Here is a 17524-nt window from a genome sequence, read left to right on the forward strand (position 1 = left end):
CGACATGCTGTTCATGGCCGGCGGCGGGCGCACCACGCGCGTGCACGGGCCGTTCTGCTCGGACAGCGAGGTCGAGACCGTGGTCGCCCACCTCAAGCGCCAGGGCCGACCCAGCTACCTCGACGCCGTCACCGCGGACGATTCGCCCGAGGAGCCCGCCAAGGAAGGTGGCCGGTCCGGCCGAGGCAAGGCGGTCCCGGCCGACAGGGCCGAGCGCTCCGACGAGTCCGAGGAGGAGGCCCCCGTCTTCGACATCGGCGCCTTCGCGGCGGCGACCGGCGGCGAGTCCGACGACCTCTACAAACAGGCGATCGAGGTGGTGCTGCGCGACCAGAAGGCGTCGACCAGCTACATCCAGCGCCGCCTGCAGATCGGCTACAACCGCGCCGCCTCGATCATGGAGCGGATGGAGATCGAGGGCATCGTCGGCCCGGCCAACCATGCCGGCAAGCGCGAGATCCTGGTCGCCGGCGCGGCCCACATGTCGAACGGCATGTACGACGACGAGTGAGACGGGGTCCGGGCCGCCTGCCCATGCCGGCGGCCCGGACGTCGCATCTTCGCCACAGGGTGGGGGTCTAACGGGCCGCTGCGAAGACCGTCCCGCCCTTGCGAGCGGAGCCAAGCAGGACAGCGGCGCCACGGTGCCGGATGTCGCGCCGCCGGGAATGGCTTCGCTCCGCTCGCAAGGACGGGGTGGCGCGCGTTCCGCGGCAGCCTGCCACCCTCATGTACACCCGTCAGTATGGCGCCGGAGCCCGCCAGCGGTTCCTCAGGAGATTCTGCCGATGATCGGCCGCCGCACCCGCACAGCCGGCTCCCTGATCGCCGCCGGATTGTGGCTCGCGACCGCCAATCCGGCCGAGGCGCAGGTCGGCGCCTTCATCGACAGCCTGTTCGGCCACAAGGAAGAGCCTGCGCCGCCGCCGGAGGCCGCGCGGCCGGCCCCCGCACCGGCGAAGAAGCCGGCTTCAAAGGCCAAGGACGCCGCCAAGGAGCCCGGCAAGGACGCCCCCAAGACCGGAAGCCTCAAGGCCGGCAAGGGTGCCGACAAGGCCGAGCACAAGGCTGCCGAACCCAAGGTCGCGGCGGTCGGCGCGCCGACGGCGGTCTCCCCCGCCGAGCCGGCCGATGCCGCGACGCTGCTCGCCCAGGCCAACGCCTACTTCAACGGGATCAACACGCTCACCGGCAGCTTCATGCAGATCGGCGCGGACGGACGGCGGATCGGCGGCAAGCTGACGCTCGCCAAGCCCGGCCGCCTGCGCTTCGACTACGACCAGCCTTCGCCCCTCGAGGTGATCGCCGACGGGACCTCCGTGGCGGTGCGCGACCGCAAGCTCAACACGCAGGACCTCTACTTCATCGCGCAGACGCCGCTGAAATTCCTGCTGCGCGAGAAGATCGATCTCGCCCGCGACCTCTCCGTGACCGACGTGGCGAACGACGCGGGCGGCGTGCGCATCAGCCTGGAGGATCGCGCCACCCTCGGAGGCACCTCGAAGATCCAGCTGTTCTTCGATCCCGAGGTGAAGACCCTGTCGCAGTGGCGGATCACCGACCCGCAGGGCTACATCACCACCGTGCAGCTCTCGAACCTGCAGAAGGGCAAGGGCGTCGACGGCAGCGTGTTCTTCATCAACTACGGCCGCGCCGCCGACAAGGCGATGCAGCAGCAGATCCAGCAGTCGCAGCAGTAAGCGACGCCTCTACGCCGCCCGTACGCCGATCCCGCCGAGGCCGGGCTCCCGCCAGCGGTCGAGCTCCCGGTCGATCGCCGCCTCGGTCCCGTGCAGGAACTCGGCGGCCGGCAGGCCCGGGGCGACGGCGGCGAGGTAGCTCACCACCACGGTCCCGGCCCGGGTGGCCATACCGCCCGGCCAGAACAGTCCGGAATTCAGCGCCACCGGCACCACCGGCAGGCCGAGTCGGCCGTAGAGCAACTCGACGCCGCGCTTGAAGCGCAGGGGCGCGGCGATGTCGCCGCGGGTGCCCTCGGGGAAGATCAGGACAGACCGGCCGGCCGCCACGGCGGCGCGGCCCTGGTCGATCATGGTGCGCAGGGCCTGGGTGCCGTTGGCGCGGTCGATGACGATCATCGGCGAACGCCGCAGAAACCAGCCCACCACCGGGATCGCCAGCAATTCCTGCTTGGCGACGATCGCCACGTCCGGCACCAGCACCAGGAAGGCCAGGGTCTCCCAGGTCGATTGGTGGTTGGCGACGATCAGGCAGGGCTCGTCCGGCAGGTGATGGCGCCCCTCCTCGACGTAGCGCAGCCCGACGATGCTCCGGAGCCCGGCCAGGATGCCCCGCGCCCAGAGGCGCGTCGCCCGCCGGATCGGCCGCTCGGGGCTCCCCGACAGGAGGAAGATCGCCAGCGGCACGAGGAACAGGGTCGTCCAGGCCGCCCAATAGGCGGCGAACAGGAGCGAGCGAGCATGTGCCATGGCAGGGCCTCGACGAGGGGCCCGGGAGAGGGCAGGGCACGGACATAGCGCCTGCCGGGAGGGGACGCACGGCATTTCGGGGCCGCTGCGACGAGCGGACTGTCGCGGAACGCGAAATCGGCTATCGGAGCGCAACACCGTCCGAACCCCGGCTCAGCCCGTGCAGCTCACCGTCACCACCTGGAACATCAACTCGGTGCGCCTGCGCATCGACCTAGTGCTGCGCTTCCTCGCCGAGCACACACCCGACGTGCTCTGTCTCCAGGAGACGAAGTGTCCGGACGACGCCTTCCCGCTCAAGGCCCTGCGCGGCTCCGGCTACGAGCACGTGATGTTCGCCGGCCAGAAAGGCTATAACGGCGTCGCGATCCTCTCGCGCTTTCCCCTCCACACCCGGAGCGTGATGCCCTTCTGCGACCGGCCGGATGCCCGCCACATCTCGGCGGTGCTCGGGCCGGAGGCCGGGGCGGCCGCCGGTATCGTGCTGCATGACTTCTACGTGCCGGCCGGCGGCGACGTTCCGGATCGCGGCCTCAATCCGAAATTCGCCCACAAGCTCGACTTCCTGAGCGAGCTGCGCGCCTGGGGCGGCAAGCGCGTCTCCGGTCCGGCCATCCTGGTCGGCGACCTCAACGTCGCGCCGCTGGAGCACGACGTCTGGTCGCACAAGCAGCTCCTCGACGTGGTGAGTCACACGCCGGTCGAGACCGAGGCGCTGGAGGTTCTGCGCGGGGAGGCGGGCTGGATCGACGCGGCGCGCCATCTCACGCCCCAGCCGGAGAAGATCTACACGTGGTGGAGCTACCGGTCCCCCGACTGGGCCGCGGTCGACAAGGGCCGGCGGCTCGATCACGCCTGGGTCTCTCCGGATCTCGCCGGCACGGTCCGCAAGGTCGAGGTGCTGCGCGCGGCCCGGGGTTGGGAGCGACCGTCGGATCACGCCCCGGTAACCTTGACGCTCGAACTCTGATCCGGCGCTCGGAGCGGAACCGCGATGCGGGCCACGCATTGCTCGCTCACAAACCCGTGACGCGAGCTGCCCGATGCGCAAGATCCTGATCGCCTTCATCCTCCCCAAGGTGGTGTCCTACCTGCGTCGCCGCTACGGCGGTCCGCACGCCAACCGGAACCGCGCCTTCTGATCCGGCGTCCATCCGCCCCGTTCGCGGGGTTGTGACGGTCGGGCGCAGGCGGCGGGGTTTGCGGGCCGCACCAGGTCCCGTTGACCCTGCCGCCAGGAGCCGCAGCCCATGACCGACGATCCGCGCGAGGCAGGCCCGCGCCCGCCCTTTCCCGGAGACCAGCAGCAGCCCCGCCCGGGGCTGACCACGCGTATGACGCCGCGGCCGGACCACGGCGAGCAGAGCTATGTCGGCAAGGGCCTCCTCACCGGTCAGGCCGCGCTGATTACGGGCGGTGATTCGGGGATCGGTCGGGCGGTGGCGATCGCCTACGCCCGGGAGGGCGCCGACGTCGCGATCTCCTACCTGGAGGTCGAGCAGGAGGATGCCGAGGAGACGCGGGCCTGGGTGGAGAAGGCCGGGCGCCGCTGCCTGCTGCTCCCGGGCGACATCTGCGACGAGGCCCAGTGCCGGACCCTCGTGGCGCGCACCGTGGAAATCTTCGGGCGCCTCGATATCCTCGTGAACAACGCCGCCGCCCAGGTGGTCAACGACGGCCTCGGCGATCTGAAGGCCGCCGATATCGAGGGCTCGTTCCGGGCCAACGTGTTCGCCATGTACTACCTCGCTCAGGCGGCGGTGCCGCACATGAAGCCGGGCGGGGCGATCGTGAACAGCACCAGCGTGCAGGCGAAGGTCGCCGGCCCGAACATGCTGATCTACGCTGCCACCAAGGGCGCCATCGCGAGCCTGACCATCGGCCTGTCGAACCTCCTCGCCCCGCAGGGCATCCGGGTGAACTGCGTCGCCCCCGGGCCGGTCTGGACGCCGATCCAGCCCATCGTGAAGAGCCCGGAGGAGATGGAGCAGCTCGGCGCGCAGACGCCGCTGGGCCGCGCCGGCCAGCCGGCGGAACTGGCGCCGGCCTACGTGCTGCTCGCCTCCCGCGAGGGCAGCTACATGTCGGGCGCCCTGGTGCCGGTCACCGGCGGCCTGCCGATGCTCTGAGGTCGCCCGATCGCGGACGACGCAGGGGCGGAGCGGCGCGCTGGCTGAACAACGCGGTCCGCATCGCTCCGAGGGGACCGCCGGCAACGGACAGCATCCGCATGGAGAACCTCGCCGGCCGGCACGTAGGTCGGCGCGGCGTGGGTCAGCAGCCGGAGGATCGGCCACGCCAGGCGGCTGAAGGCCGCGGCGCCGGCCATCATGACGGGGTGTCGACCCTTTCCTGTGGTCGCCGTCGTGATGTCGGATCGTGGAGTCAGGCTCGTCCGGCTGCTGGCTACGCGCAGCGTCACCGATCTACGGGTTCGGTCTGCGACATCCGGACCGACGGTATGCCGCCGGCGCGCCCGGCCCCGGATGCGATGCCCGCAGTGGGTCTGCGATGCCCGACGGCGCGCCCGGCACCGGCGGATAGCAGCCTGGTTCCAAAGAATGACCCGCCACGCGGGGCGCGGCGGGTCTGAACTTAGAGCCTGTCGTTGGTGTATCCTGCGCAGGCCCTGTCGCCGCGCCGATGGAACGACCTAAAACGGGATATCGTCGTCCAGGTCGTAGCCGCCGCGTCCGCCACCGCCGCCGCCATTGCCGTTGCCGGAGGACGCCGGGGCCGGACGCCGCTCGCCGCCCTGAGCGCGGCCGCCGCCGAAATCGCCCCCGCGGTCACCACCCCGGCCACCGCCGAAGTCGCCGCCGCGGCTGATCTGGCCGCCGCCCTCCTCCTCGCCGGCGAAGTCTCCGCCGCCACCGCCACGCCCGTCGAGAATCGTCATCTCGCCCCGGAAGCGCTGGAGCACCACCTCGGTGGTGTACTTCTCGACGCCGGAATTGTCGGTCCACTTCCGGGTCTGGAGCTGGCCCTCGATGTAGACCTTCGAGCCCTTGCGCAGGTACTGCTCGGCCACGCGGGCGAGGTTGTCGTTGTAGATCACGACCGAGTGCCACTCGGTCTTCTCCTTGCGCTCGCCGGAGGCCTTGTCCTTCCACGACTCGGAGGTGGCGAGCCGCAGATTGCACACCGGATCGCCCGAGCCGAGGCGGCGCATCTCGGGGTCGCGCCCGAGATTGCCCACCAGAATCACCTTGTTGACGCTGCCCGCCATCGCTCTCTCCTCACCGTACGGATCTCACTGGGCATCTGCCCGGAGGCGCGTGAACCATGCGCCCGGGCTTCCGGAGCGGCAACCTGCGGAGCGGGCTTGTGCCCGCTTTCCGCAGCGCCGACGGATCTCTATGTTCTATATCTGTTCTTGAGCGGCAGCAAGCCTCGGTCAGGAGACCCGCACGACCAGCTTTCCGAAATTCCGGCCTTTCAACAGGCCGACGAAGGCCTCGGGTGCCTTCTCCAGGCCCTCCACCACGTCCTCGCGGTAGCGGACCCGGCCCTCCTGGATCCAGCCGCCGACCTCCCGGCGAAAGATCTCCGCCTGATCGGCGAAGTCCCAGACGATGAAGCCCTGGATGTGCAGCCGGTTCGTGAGAACCGAGCGCATCAGGCCCGGCAGGCGGTCGGGGCCGGGGGGCACCTCGGTGGCGTTGTAGCCCGAGACGAGGCCGCAGACCGGGATCCGCGCGAAGGGGTTGAGCAGCGGCATCACGGCGGCGAAGACTGCGCCACCGACATTCTCGAAGTAGACGTCGATGCCCTTGGGGCAGGCGGCGGCCAGAGCCACGGGCAGATCGGCGCCGCGATGGTCGATGGCGGCGTCGAAGCCCAGTTCTTCGGTGAGGTAGCGGCACTTGTCCGGGCCGCCCGCGATCCCGACGGCGCGGGCGCCCTTCAGCTTGGCGATCTGCCCGACGAGGGAGCCTACGGGACCGGCAGCGGCGGCGACCACGACGGTCTCGCCGGCCTTCGGCTGGCCGATGTTGAGAAGCCCGGTATAGGCGGTCATGCCGGGCATCCCGAGCACGCCGAGCGCCGTCGAGGGCGGCGCCGCGGCCGGATCGACCCTGCGTGACCCCTTTCCGTCGGTGACGAAGTAGTCCTGCCAGCCCGCGAAGGCGGTGATGAGGGCGCCCACGGCATGGTCCGGGTGGTTCGAGGCGACGACCTCGCCCACCGTCTCGGCGGTGATCGGCGCGCCGATCTCCACGGGGGCGGCGTAGGATTTGGCGTCGCTCATCCGGCCGCGCATGTAGGGGTCGAGGGACAGCCAGCGGGTGCGCAGGAGGACCTGCCCCGGGCCGAGACGCGGTACCGGCACCTCCTCCAGACGGAAGTTCTCGGGGCGCGGCTCGCCGTGCGGGCGCGAGGCCAGGACGATGCGGCGGTTCATGGCGATCGTGGCGGACTCGGTCGTGGCGGACTCGGTCATGGCAGACTCCCGGATGCTGGATGCCGCCTCCGATCTGGGGCGCGAGGCGGCTGCGGCAAAGGCGCGGCGGCGATCTCCGGGCCGGATCGTGCGTTGTCCGATCTCCTGAGCGGGGAGCGGCTGCATGCGGCGGACGACACTGGGGCTCGGCCTGGCGATCCTAACGGCGGGGGCCGCCTCGGCCGGCCCGCTCGACAGGTATCGGGACCGCGCCCGGGTGCTGGTCCTGTCGGCACCCGACGGCGGGGATGCGCAGCTGAGGGCCCAGCGGGCCGCGTTGGGGGCCGCCCGCGCCAGCGTCGCCGAGCGCGACCTCGTGGTGCTGGAAGCGATCGGCTCCGGGGCCGGGGCGCTGGCTCTGCGCGCGCGGCTCGGCCTGCCGGCCGACCGCTTCCGCGCGGTCCTGATCGGGAAGGACGGGGGCGCCAAGCTCGCCGCCGACACGCCGATCCCACCGCAGACGCTGTTCGCCACGATCGACGCGATGCCGATGCGGCGCGCCGAGATGCAGGGGCGCCGATAGGACCGGAATCCCTGTGCGCCGGGCGGGTGCGGACACCAACGGTTAAGCCTACCGCCCTATCACCGAACCGTGTCGACGGCCCGATTCCGGCCGTCTGTCGAGGCCCGCCAGGACGCACGCACGAGACGCTCGAATCGATGACCCGACAACAAGTTGCCACCGCCATCCGCCGCCTCGTCGCCTCGCAGGTCGAGGACATCGATCGCGCGGTCCGCGACGGCCACAAGACCATCGCGCTGAACGAGCTGGCGGACCTCAACCGCCAGCTCAAGGCCTTCGCGGCGGCGCTGAAGAAGGCGCCGGCGCGCATCTGATGTCGCCTTCCGGTCGGGACCTTCGGCTGAGGCGGTCCTGGCCGTCATCACGCGCGAAGCGACGCGATCCGGAGCGGGGCGATGTCACTCGGCGCGGCGCCGAAGGGATTGCCTCGCTCCGCCGGGGATGGAAGCCCCGAGGCACCGACCGGGTGCCGCAAGGTCCATCCTACCAGCGCGGTCCGCCCCAGCGGCGGGGCGGGATGTCCTCCGGCGGCGGCGGAGGGGGCGGGCCGCGGTCGAAGGCCGGCTCGTCGCAGACCCGCACACGGCGCAGCACCGGCGCGCCGTCCGGATCGAACCGGCGCCGCACGAATTCCCGGCACGGCTCGGGCGGCGCGGCGGTGAAACGGGGGCCGCGGAACTCAGGCTCGCGCCGCGGCGGCGGCGGCGGGGGGCCGCGTTCGGGCTCGTCTTCCTGAGGCGGACCGCCATAGCCGGGCGGCGTATAGGGCCCCCCGAAATCGGCGGCCAGCGCCGGGCCGGCGGCGAGGAGCAGGGCAAGGAGTCCGGTGCGTGCGAGGAGGCGACGGGCGGGCACGGGGGCCTCAGCGGAATCGGGCACACGGGGATCGCGGCCATCATCTCCGGAGGTTGCACCGAGGCACCTGAACCGCCGCCGCAGGTCCGTGTCGGCTTCCGTTCAGCCGGCTATTTCTGCATCGCGGTGACTTCGCACTGGGCGTATTCGGCACTCGCCTTCACGTAGGCATTGAGCTTCTGCAGGTAGGCCTCGGCGATCGGCCGGAAGGCCTGCGCCTGCAGGTTATAGGCCTTGATCGCGTCGTTGTAGCTGTAGGCCTCCCAGCCCGGGCAGCCCGCCTTGGCGTCGAGGCAGGCGGGCTTCTCCGGCAGGGCCGGCTTGGTCGGCCGGACGGAGGCCGGTGGCGGCTCGGGCGGGGTGCAGGCCGCGACGGCCGGCGCCGCCGCGGCCGGGGGCGCCTTGGCGGCCGGTTTCGCGGTCGCGCCCGGTGGTGTCGCGGGCGGCGCCGCGAGGGCGACGCTCGGTGCGAGCAGTCCCGCGATCAGGAGAAGCGTGCCGCGCATGTCGTCCTGGAAGCTCCGCTGGGCCGGGTGCGGGTTCTGCGGCATCACGCCGGCGGCGACAAGGGCTCCTGCACACGCGGGGCGCGGGCCTCGGTGGCGGGCCGCCGGGCCGGCGCCGGTCCGGCCGAGGGTACCCGCGGGCGCCGCACCAGGGCCGCGACCGGCAGGAGCAGCCCGATCCCCAGCACCCACCAGGCCGGCCGGATCGGCCCCGAGAAGTCCAGGTTGGCGGCGAGGACGAGGCTGGCCGGGACGCCGCTGGCCAACCCGTACCAGGCCGCTTCCAACCCCGCGGTGACGAGGCCGGCCAGCAGCGCGAGGAGAAGCAGCGACCAGGGCCGCTCGGGCCACTTGAACCGCCGCATCACCCGCCAGCCCATCAGCAGCAGGAACAGGCCGGCCGAGAAGACCGGATCGGTCACGTCGATCTTCGATTGCAGGAAGTAGTGGGCGAGCGCCAGCACGGCGATCGTGTAGACGAGCCGGTGCAGCCGGTGCCAGTTCGGGCCGAGATTGCGGATCGCCGCGTCCGTCGAGGTCAGCCCGAGGGCGATCAGGCCGATCAGCGCCACGAAGCCGATGGTCAGGTAGAGCCGGAGCGCGATCTCCGAGGCGACCTTGGTGAGGATCAGGTTCTGGTCGACCGCGTAGAGGGTGAGATGGGCGACCGCGTAGGCCATCACGGCGACGCCGAGCATCCGCCGGACGACCAAGACCTTCGGCCAGTCGGCGATGCGGCGCAGCGGCGAGATTGCCAGGCAGAACAGCAGGATGCGCACCGCCCACTCGCCGGTGGCATGGATCAGCGCGGTGATCGGCTTCGCGCCCAGGGCATCGAGCCGGTAGGCGGCCGCGAGGTACAGCGCCGGTGCGACGCAGCCCGCGAACACCGCGAGCTTCAGCCAGGAGAGGCGGCCGGCCCGGTCGAGCCAGGGGAGGGGGATGGCCAAGCGATCAATCATGGGATCTCGAACAGGGCATGCGTCGACGGGATGGCGGTGGCAATCCGGTCGCGCCCGCGGCGGGAACGGCCGTGTCCGGCCATCGGTGCCGTCGCGGGTCGGTTCGCCGCGGATGCGTGACGGTTACGGGGATGCGTTCACCTGCGTGGTTGACCACGCCGCCCCGGCGGCGAGATAGCGTGGCGACGGACACCGGATGGATCCCATGCAGTACCGCAATCTCGGCCGCTCCGGCCTCAAGGTCTCGCCGATCTGCCTCGGCACGATGATGTTCGGCGGGCCCACCGATGAGGCCGCCGCAGGCCGCATCGTCGGCAGCGCGCGGGAGGCCGGGATCAACTTCATCGACACGGCCAACGTCTACACGGACGGCCGCTCCGAGGAGATCACCGGCCGGGCGATCAGGTCCGAGCGCAGCGCCTGGATCCTGGCCACCAAGGTCGCCAACCCGACGGGGCCCGGCATCAATGACGGCGGCCTCTCGCGGGTCCACGTCATGAAGGCCGCCGAGGACAGCCTGCGCCGGCTCGGCACCGACTTCATCGACATCTACTACCTCCACAAGGAGGACCACCACACGCCGCTCGCGGAGACCGTGCGGGCGATGGCCGACCTCGTCCGCGCCGGCAAGATCCGCCACTTCGGCGTCTCGAACCACCGGTCCTGGCGGGTCGCCGAGATCTGCCGGATCTGCGACGAGATCGGGATCGACCGGCCGGTGGTGAGCCAGCCCTACTACAACGCCTTCAACCGCATGCCCGAGACCGAGCACCTGCCGGCCTGCGCCCATTTCGGGCTCGGTGTCGTGCCGTACTCGCCGCTTGCCCGCGGCGTGCTCACCGGCAAGTACGATCCCGACGCCCCGCCGCCGGCCGAGTCCCGCGCCGGCCGCCAGGACACCCGGATGATGCAGACCGAGTGGCGGCCGGAATCCCTGCGGATCGCCCGGACGCTCAGGGAGCACGCCGAGGCGCGGGGTATCACGGCCGGCCAGTTCGCCACCGCCTGGGTGCTGAACAACCGCCTCGTCACCGGCGTCATCGCGGGACCGCGCACGGAGGCGCAGTGGCAGGAATATCTCAGCGCCCTCGACTACGCCTTCACCCCCGAGGACGAGGCGCTGGTCGACGGGTTCGTGGCCGCGGGTCACCCGACGACGCCGGGCTACAACGATCCGGCCTATCCGCTGGAGGGGCGGGTGCCGCGCAGCGGCTGACGATGCTGGAGGCGGGGGGGCGTCGTCGATCTCCCCGCATCGGAGGTGCGCGCGGCGAGCCGCGGCCTCCGCTGCGCTGCGGCGCCTCAGGATGCGGGCGAGATTTGGAAGACCCGGTCCCCGCGGCGCATCCGATCCGCCTTGCGCTCCCGGCAAAGGGTCGCTATCTAGCCTCCATCAGTTCTGATGGCAGTCGAGAGGCTGCGGTTCGGGAGTGGGCCCCACCGGGTCCGCTCTTTTTTTTCGCCGCACCGTCCCTCGCCGCACGAGGCCGTACGCCGCGGGCGGGCCAGGCAGAACGCCGCGAAGGTTGCGCGCTCAAACCCATGTCGTCCGAGATCGAAGCGGATCTGTCCGAGAAGCGCCTCGTCCGCGAGGCCGGTGTCGCCGCGCGCGTCGCGCAGGCGATCGAGGGGCCTCTCCAGGGTCTCGGCTTCCGGCTGGTGCGGGTAAAGGTCAACAACATCAACGGCTGTACCGTGCAGATCATGGCGGAGCGGCCGGACGGCACCTTCACGATCGCGGATTGCGAGGCGGTGAGCCGGACGATCTCCCCGATCCTCGACGTCGACGATCCGGTGGGGGGCGCCTACAACCTCGAGGTCTCCTCGCCGGGGATCGACCGGCCGCTGGTGCGGATCTCGGATTTCGCCCGCTGGGTCGGCTACGAGGCCAAGGTCGAGCTGAGCCCGCCCCTCGACGGGCGCAAGCGCTTCCGCGGCATCCTCGGCGCGCCGGATCCGGCGGGGTTCACCGTCCCGATCGATCTGCCCGACGTGAAGGAAGGCCTGCCGAGCCGCATCGACCTGCCGCTCAGGGACCTGGCCGAGGCCCATCTCGTCCTCACCGACGAACTGATCCGCGAATCGCTCCGCCGCGGCGGTCCGCCCGCCGAGGACGAGGCCGACGAGGCCGAAGATGCGGAACCGGTCGAGGAGCGCGCGGCGGAGCCTGCCCGCGCGCCCTTCCGGCCGCAGGGGCCGAAGAAGGCCAGTCCCGCGGCCAAGCCCAAACACCCGGCCCGGACCGGTCCCAAGAAGCCGATCGTGACCAAGGCGTCCCGGCTCAAGGACCGTGACTCCCTGCACTGAGACCCCCGCGACGGCCGTCCACGCGCGGCCGTCCCGAAGATTTGACGGAAGAGAAGGACCGACACCGATGGCCGTCGTCAGCGCCAACAGGCTCGAACTCCTCCAGATCGCCGATGCGGTCGCCCGCGAGAAGGTGATCGACCGCTCCATCGTGATCGACGCGATGGAGGAGGCGATCGCCAAGGCGGCCCGCTCCCGCTACGGCGCCGAGACGGATGTCCACGCCGAGATCGACAACAAGACCGGGGCGCTGCGCCTCTCGCGCCACCTCTTGGTGGTCGATCAGGTCGAGAACGACGCCCGCGAGATCACCCTGGATCAGGCCCGCCGCTACAACCCGGGCGCACTCGTCGGCGACGTGATCTCCGATACCCTGCCGCCGTTCGACTTCGGTCGCGTAGCCGCCCAGTCGGCCAAGCAGGTCATCGTCCAGAAGGTGCGCGACGCCGAGCGCGCCCGCCAGTTCGACGAGTACAAGGACCGCATCGGCGAGATCCTCAACGGCATCGTCAAGCGGGTCGAGTATGGCAACGTGATCGTGGATCTGGGCCGCGGCGAGGGCATCGTGCGCCGGGACGAGATGATCCCGCGCGAGACCTTCCGGCCGGGCGACCGCATCCGCTCCTACCTGTTCGACGTGCGCTCGGAAGTGCGCGGACCGCAGATCTTCCTGTCGCGCTCGCATCCGCAGTTCATGGCCAAGCTGTTCGGCCAGGAAGTGCCCGAGATCTACGACGGCATCGTCGAGGTGAAGGCGGTGGCCCGCGACCCGGGCTCCCGCGCCAAGATCGCGGTGATCTCCCGCGACGGCAGCATCGACCCGGTGGGCGCCTGCGTGGGCATGCGCGGATCCCGCGTCCAGGCGGTGGTCGGCGAACTCCAGGGCGAGAAGATCGACATCATCCCGTGGTCCGAAGACGAGGCGACCTTCATCGTCAACGCCCTCCAGCCCGCCGAGGTGGTGAAGGTGGTACTCGACGAGGAGGCCGACCGCATCGAGGTGGTGGTGCCGGACGACCAGCTGTCGCTGGCCATCGGCCGCCGCGGCCAGAACGTGCGGCTCGCCTCCCAGCTCACCGGCTGGGACATCGACATCCTCACCGAGGCCGAGGAGTCGGAGCGCCGCCAGAAGGAATTCGCCGAGCGGACCCAGGTGTTCATGGAGGCGCTGGACGTCGACGAGACCGTCGGCCAGCTGCTCGCCGCGGAAGGCTTCCGCAACGTCGAGGAGATCGCCTACGTCGACACCCAGGAGCTGTCGGGCATCCAGGGCCTGGACGAGGAGACCGGCGCCGAGATCCAGGCGCGCGCGCAGGATCACCTCGCCCGGATCGAGCAGGAGCACGACGCGCGCCGCACCGAACTCGGCGTCGCCGACGAGCTGCGCGAGATCGAGGGCGTCACGACACCCATGATGGTGGCACTCGGCGAGAACGACGTGAAGACCGTCGAGGATCTGGCGGGTTGCGCCACCGACGATCTCGTCGGCTACACCGAAGGTCGCGGCCCCGAGGCCGTGCGTCACGCCGGCTACCTCGACGGGTTCGACCTGTCCCGTGCCGAGGCCGAGGGCTTGATTATGGCCGCCCGCCTCAAGGCCGGCTGGATCGAGGCTCTGCCGGAGCCGGAGGCCGAGGACGGCGCCGAGGGAGTCGAGGGCGAAGAGTCCGCCCCGGCCCAGGCCGAGGCCTGAACCGGGAGCGCGCGGAGGCGCCATGGTCGCGGCCGACACGACCCTGCCCGAAGAGGGCCCGGAGGCCCCGGGGCTCGATGCCGGCCCCGGCCGCCGCGCGCCTGAGCGGACCTGCATCGTCACGCGCGTCACGCAGGCGCCGGACGGGATGATCCGCTTCGTGCGCGGGCCGGACGGCAGCGTCGTGCCGGACCTGCGCGCCAAGCTGCCGGGTCGCGGAGCCTGGGTCAGCGCCCGCCGGGACGTCGTCGCCCTGGCGGTGCGCAAGAACCTGTTCTCGCGGGCGTTCAAGGGGCCGACCCCGGCCGCGCCGGATCTTCCGGACAGGATCGTCGCGGCCCTGCGCGACGACCTGCGACAGGCCATCGCGCTCGCCAACAAGGCCGGCTGCATCGTTGCGGGCTTCTCGAAGGTGGAGGCCGCCATCCGCGGCCACCCCGGGGCGATCGCGGTGATTCACGCCTCGGAGGCCAGTCCGGACGGCCGGCGGAAGATCGCGTCGGCCTTGCACCGGCGTCACGGTGAGGCCATGTCAAGGATCCCGATCATCGATGACCTGTCCGAAGACGAATTGGACATGGCCTTGGGTCGGGGTCATGTGATACACGCTGCGCTCGTCGCAGGAGCCGGAGCCGCCGGCTGCCTGTCGCGTTGGCGTCGGCTACGCTCCTTCGAGAGCGCTGCTGCGGCGACCGAGGAGCCCGATCTAGCCCGAATCGGCCGGATCGACCAAGCCTCACGTTGACGACGCAGGATGGATTTGGCCGGCGCCACCGGGCGTCGGTTCACGGGACGATGGAAACCCTCAGGGTTCAGGCTGAATGAGCGATACGAACAACCCGGGCGACAAGACTCTGAACAGGACTTCCCCGAAGCCGCTGTCCCTCAAGCGGCCGATCGAGGCGGGCACCGTGCGTCAGAGCTTCTCCCATGGCCGCTCCAAGCAGGTCGTGGTTGAGACGGTGAAGCGCCGCGTCATCGGCGCGGCACCGGCCGCCCCAGCCCGCGAGCCTGCGCCCGCCCCGCGTCCGGCCCAGGCCGCGCCCGCGGCGGCGGCCCCACGTCCGGCCCAGCGGCCGGCCTCGGGCGTCGTCCTGCGCACGCTGAGCGAGCAGGAGAGCGCCGCCCGCGCCGCCGCCCTCGCCGATGCGCAGCGCCGCGAGGCGGAGGCCCGCCGCAAGGCCGAGGCCGAAGCCGAGGCGCGCCGCCAGGAGGAAGAAGCCCGGGCTCGCCGCGAGCGCGAGGCCGCTGAGGCTCGCCGTCGCGAGGAGGAAGAGCGCAAGGCTGCCGCTGCGGCCGCCGCTGCGGAAGCGGCCGAGGCCGCCAAGGCCGCGGCGGCTGCCGCTGCCGCTCCCGCCCCGGCTGCTCCGACAGCCCCGGCGCCCGCCGAAGCTGCCGCCGCTGAGCCGGCGCGCCTGGCCCAGGCGCCTGCACAAACCGCAGCCGCGCCGGCTCGTTCGGCGGCGGCAGCCCGTCCGGCCGCTCCGGCCCGCCAGCCCGCCGAGGCCCCGCGTCCGGCCGCCGCGCGTGCCGCGCCCGCCGCGGCGCCTGCCGCCCCGCGTCCGCCGCTGACGCCGCGGCCCTCGACGGGCGAGCCGCGCAAGACCATCACGGCCGACTCGCGCAAGCCCCGCGACCTCAACTTCATGGCCCGTCCCGCTCCGGCGCCCGAGCCGGAGAAGAGCGCCACGCCGGCGACCGCCGCGCGTCCCGCCGGTGCGGCCGCAGCCCGTCCCGCGCCCGGGCGCGGCGCCCAGACCAACGACGACGAGTCCGAGACCAAGCGCGTGATCCGGCGGCCCGGCATGCCGCTCAAGATCATCACGCCGCCCAAGACGCCGAAGTCGCCGGGCGGCGACCGGAACCGCGGCCGTCTGACCATCGCGACCGCGACGTCGGGTGAGGACGAGCGCACGCGCTCCGTCGCCTCGTTCCGCCGCCGCCAGCAGCGGATGAGCGGGCGTGGGCACGTCGAACAGAAAGAGAAGCTGTCCCGCGAGGTGACGATCCCCGAGACGATCACCATCCAGGAGCTCGCCAACCGCATGTCGGAGCGGGCCGTGGACGTGATCCGCATGCTGATGAAGCAGGGCCAGATCCACAAGATCACCGACGTGATCGATTCGGACACCGCCCAGCTCATCGCCGAGGAACTCGGCCACACGGTGCGGCGCGTCGCCGAGTCGGACGTCGAGGAAGGTCTGTCGTCCGACGAGCCGGATCTGGAGGAGGATCTCGATCCCCGTCCGCCGGTGGTCACGATCATGGGTCACGTCGATCACGGCAAGACCTCGCTGCTCGACGCGATCCGCAAGGCAAACGTCGTCGAGGGCGAGGCCGGTGGCATCACCCAGCACATCGGCGCCTATCAGGTCGCGGCCCCGTCCGGCGACATGGTCACCTTCATCGACACCCCGGGCCACGCGGCGTTCACGTCCATGCGTGCCCGTGGCGCCAAGGTCACCGACATCGTGGTGATCGTGGTCGCGGCCGATGACGGCGTCATGCCCCAGACCATCGAGGCCATCCAGCACGCCAAGGCGGCAGGCGTCCCGATGATCATCGCGGTCAACAAGATCGACAAGCCGGATGCGAAGCCGGAGCGGGTCCGCACGGAGCTGCTCCAGCACGACATCCAGGTCGAGTCGATGGGCGGTGAGACCCTGGAATTCGAGGTCTCGGCGAAGACCGGTGCCGGCCTGTCGGAACTGCTGGACGGCATCCAGATCCAGGCCGAGATCATGAACCTGCGCGCCAACGAGAAGCGCGACGGCGAAGGCACGGTGATCGAGGCCCAGCTCGACCGCGGGCGTGGCCCGGTGGCGACGGTCCTGGTCCAGCGCGGCACCCTCTTCACCGGCGACATCGTCGTGGCGGGCGCCGAGTGGGGCCGCGTGCGCGCCCTGATCGACGATCTCGGCGAGAACGTGCAGTACGCGGGCCCGTCGGTTCCTGTCGAGGTTCTCGGCTTCAACGGCACGCCCGACGCCGGCGACCGCGTGATCGTGGTGCCCAACGAGGCCCGCGCCCGCGAGGTCACAGAGTACCGTGCCCGTCAGAAGCGCGAGCGCCTCGCCGCGCGGACCGGCGGTGCGAACCGCTCGCTCGTCGACATGATGCGCGACCTGAAGGAGGGCGCCGGCCGCAAGGAACTGCCGGTCCTCATCAAGGGCGACGTGCAGGGCTCGGTCGAGGCGATCTCCGGCGCCCTGGAGAAGCTCGGCAACGACGAGGTCGCGGCCCGCATCCTCCTGTCGGGTGTCGGCGGCATCACCGAGTCGGACGTCACCCTGGCTCAGGCCTCGAAGGCGGTGGTGATCGGCTTCAACGTGCGTGCCCACAAGGAGGCCCGCGAGGCCGCCGAGCGGGCCGGGATCGACATCCGCTACTACAACATCATCTACGACCTCGTGGACGACATCAAAGCCACGCTGTCGGGGATGCTGCCGCCGACCCTGCGGGAGGAGCGCCTCGGCGAGGCCACCATCCAGGAGGTCTTCGAGGTCTCGAAGGTCGGCAAGGTCGCGGGTTGCCGCGTCACCGACGGTATCGTGGAGCGTGGCGCCCATGTTCGCCTCATCCGCGACAGCGTGGTGATCCACGAGGGCAAGCTGAAGACCCTCAAGCGCTTCAAGGACGACGCGAAGGAAGTCACCTCCGGCCAGGAGTGCGGCATGGCCTTCGAGAACTTCGAGAACATGCGCGCGGGCGACGTGATCGAGTGCTACCGGGTCGAGGAGATCCGCCGCACGCTCTGATCGTCCGGACCCGTCCGGACAGGGCG

The 17524-nt window shown here is 71.3% G+C and carries 17 protein-coding genes; 11 read left to right on the top strand and 6 right to left on the bottom strand.

What is annotated here, in order from left to right; all coding sequences use genetic code 11:
* Both MKK82_RS15770 and MKK82_RS15775 read left to right on the top strand, forming a co-directional pair.
* A partial coding sequence (locus MKK82_RS15770) for a DNA translocase FtsK (protein ID WP_279603054.1) occupies positions 1-511 on the top strand: 511 nt, incomplete at its 5' end.
* A gap of 277 nt (positions 512-788) precedes the next feature.
* On the top strand, positions 789-1700 hold the full coding sequence (locus MKK82_RS15775; protein WP_238286857.1) for a LolA family protein: 912 nt from the start codon (positions 789-791) through the stop codon (positions 1698-1700).
* Positions 1701-1709: 9 nt separating this feature from the next.
* Here MKK82_RS15775 and MKK82_RS15780 read toward each other — a convergent pair whose 3' ends face one another.
* Positions 1710-2450 carry a lysophospholipid acyltransferase family protein gene (locus MKK82_RS15780; RefSeq protein WP_238286855.1) on the bottom strand — a complete coding sequence of 247 codons (741 nt, stop codon included), beginning with the start codon at positions 2448-2450 and terminating at the stop codon, positions 1710-1712.
* Between the two features lie 160 nt (positions 2451-2610).
* Between MKK82_RS15780 and MKK82_RS15785 the strand changes: the two genes are divergently transcribed.
* A complete protein-coding gene (locus MKK82_RS15785) occupies positions 2611-3420 on the top strand; it encodes an exodeoxyribonuclease III (RefSeq protein WP_238286854.1) in 810 nt (269 codons plus the stop codon).
* 280 nt (positions 3421-3700) lie between these two features.
* Positions 3701-4579 carry an SDR family oxidoreductase gene (locus tag MKK82_RS15790; protein ID WP_238286853.1) on the top strand — a complete coding sequence of 293 codons (879 nt, stop codon included), beginning with the start codon at positions 3701-3703 and terminating at the stop codon, positions 4577-4579.
* 524 nt (positions 4580-5103) lie between these two features.
* Here the strand turns inward: MKK82_RS15790 and ssb are convergent.
* Positions 5104-5679, bottom strand: coding sequence for a single-stranded DNA-binding protein (gene ssb / locus MKK82_RS15795; protein ID WP_243986248.1), 576 nt, complete (start codon positions 5677-5679; stop codon positions 5104-5106).
* A 168-nt stretch (positions 5680-5847) separates the two neighbouring features.
* Positions 5848-6894: an NADP-dependent oxidoreductase gene (locus tag MKK82_RS15800; RefSeq protein WP_279603055.1), complete on the bottom strand. Its 1047-nt coding sequence runs from the start codon at positions 6892-6894 to the stop codon at positions 5848-5850.
* Positions 6895-7018: 124 nt separating this feature from the next.
* Here MKK82_RS15800 and MKK82_RS15805 point away from each other — a divergent pair, with 124 nt between their 5' ends.
* Both MKK82_RS15805 and MKK82_RS15810 read left to right on the top strand, forming a co-directional pair.
* Positions 7019-7417: a DUF4174 domain-containing protein gene (locus tag MKK82_RS15805; RefSeq protein ID WP_238286850.1), complete on the top strand. Its 399-nt coding sequence runs from the start codon at positions 7019-7021 to the stop codon at positions 7415-7417.
* Between the two features lie 137 nt (positions 7418-7554).
* Entirely contained in the window at positions 7555-7731 is a 177-nt protein-coding gene (locus MKK82_RS15810; RefSeq protein WP_238286849.1) for a hypothetical protein, read from the top strand.
* 169 nt (positions 7732-7900) lie between these two features.
* Here the strand turns inward: MKK82_RS15810 and MKK82_RS15815 are convergent, their stop codons facing one another.
* The 3 genes from MKK82_RS15815 to MKK82_RS15825 all read right to left on the bottom strand — a co-directional run bounded on the left by MKK82_RS15815 (position 7901) and on the right by MKK82_RS15825 (position 9740).
* Positions 7901-8272, bottom strand: a complete 372-nt coding sequence (locus MKK82_RS15815; protein WP_238286848.1) for a hypothetical protein — start codon at positions 8270-8272, stop codon at positions 7901-7903.
* 110 nt (positions 8273-8382) lie between these two features.
* Complete coding sequence (locus MKK82_RS15820; protein WP_238286869.1) at positions 8383-8778, bottom strand: hypothetical protein; 396 nt, start codon at positions 8776-8778, stop codon at positions 8383-8385.
* Positions 8779-8822: 44 nt separating this feature from the next.
* Positions 8823-9740, bottom strand: coding sequence for a sulfite oxidase heme-binding subunit YedZ (locus MKK82_RS15825; RefSeq protein ID WP_238286847.1), 918 nt, complete (start codon positions 9738-9740; stop codon positions 8823-8825).
* A gap of 205 nt (positions 9741-9945) precedes the next feature.
* Between MKK82_RS15825 and MKK82_RS15830 the strand changes: the two genes are divergently transcribed.
* From MKK82_RS15830 to infB, 5 genes are all read left to right on the top strand, one after another.
* Complete coding sequence (locus MKK82_RS15830; RefSeq protein WP_238286846.1) at positions 9946-10956, top strand: aldo/keto reductase; 1011 nt, start codon at positions 9946-9948, stop codon at positions 10954-10956.
* A 326-nt stretch (positions 10957-11282) separates the two neighbouring features.
* On the top strand, positions 11283-12047 hold the full coding sequence (gene rimP / locus MKK82_RS15835) for a ribosome maturation factor RimP (protein WP_238286845.1): 765 nt from the start codon (positions 11283-11285) through the stop codon (positions 12045-12047).
* Positions 12048-12114: 67 nt separating this feature from the next.
* On the top strand, positions 12115-13740 hold the full coding sequence (nusA, locus tag MKK82_RS15840; protein WP_243986249.1) for a transcription termination factor NusA: 1626 nt from the start codon (positions 12115-12117) through the stop codon (positions 13738-13740).
* 22 nt (positions 13741-13762) lie between these two features.
* Complete coding sequence (locus tag MKK82_RS15845; protein ID WP_243986250.1) at positions 13763-14485, top strand: RNA-binding protein; 723 nt, start codon at positions 13763-13765, stop codon at positions 14483-14485.
* A 76-nt stretch (positions 14486-14561) separates the two neighbouring features.
* On the top strand, positions 14562-17498 hold the full coding sequence (gene infB / locus MKK82_RS15850; RefSeq protein WP_238286842.1) for a translation initiation factor IF-2: 2937 nt from the start codon (positions 14562-14564) through the stop codon (positions 17496-17498).
* Positions 17499-17524 lie beyond the last annotated feature (26 nt).

It is taken from the genome of Methylobacterium sp. E-046 (assembly GCF_022829625.1).
GTDB lineage: Bacteria > Pseudomonadota > Alphaproteobacteria > Rhizobiales > Beijerinckiaceae > Methylobacterium > Methylobacterium longum.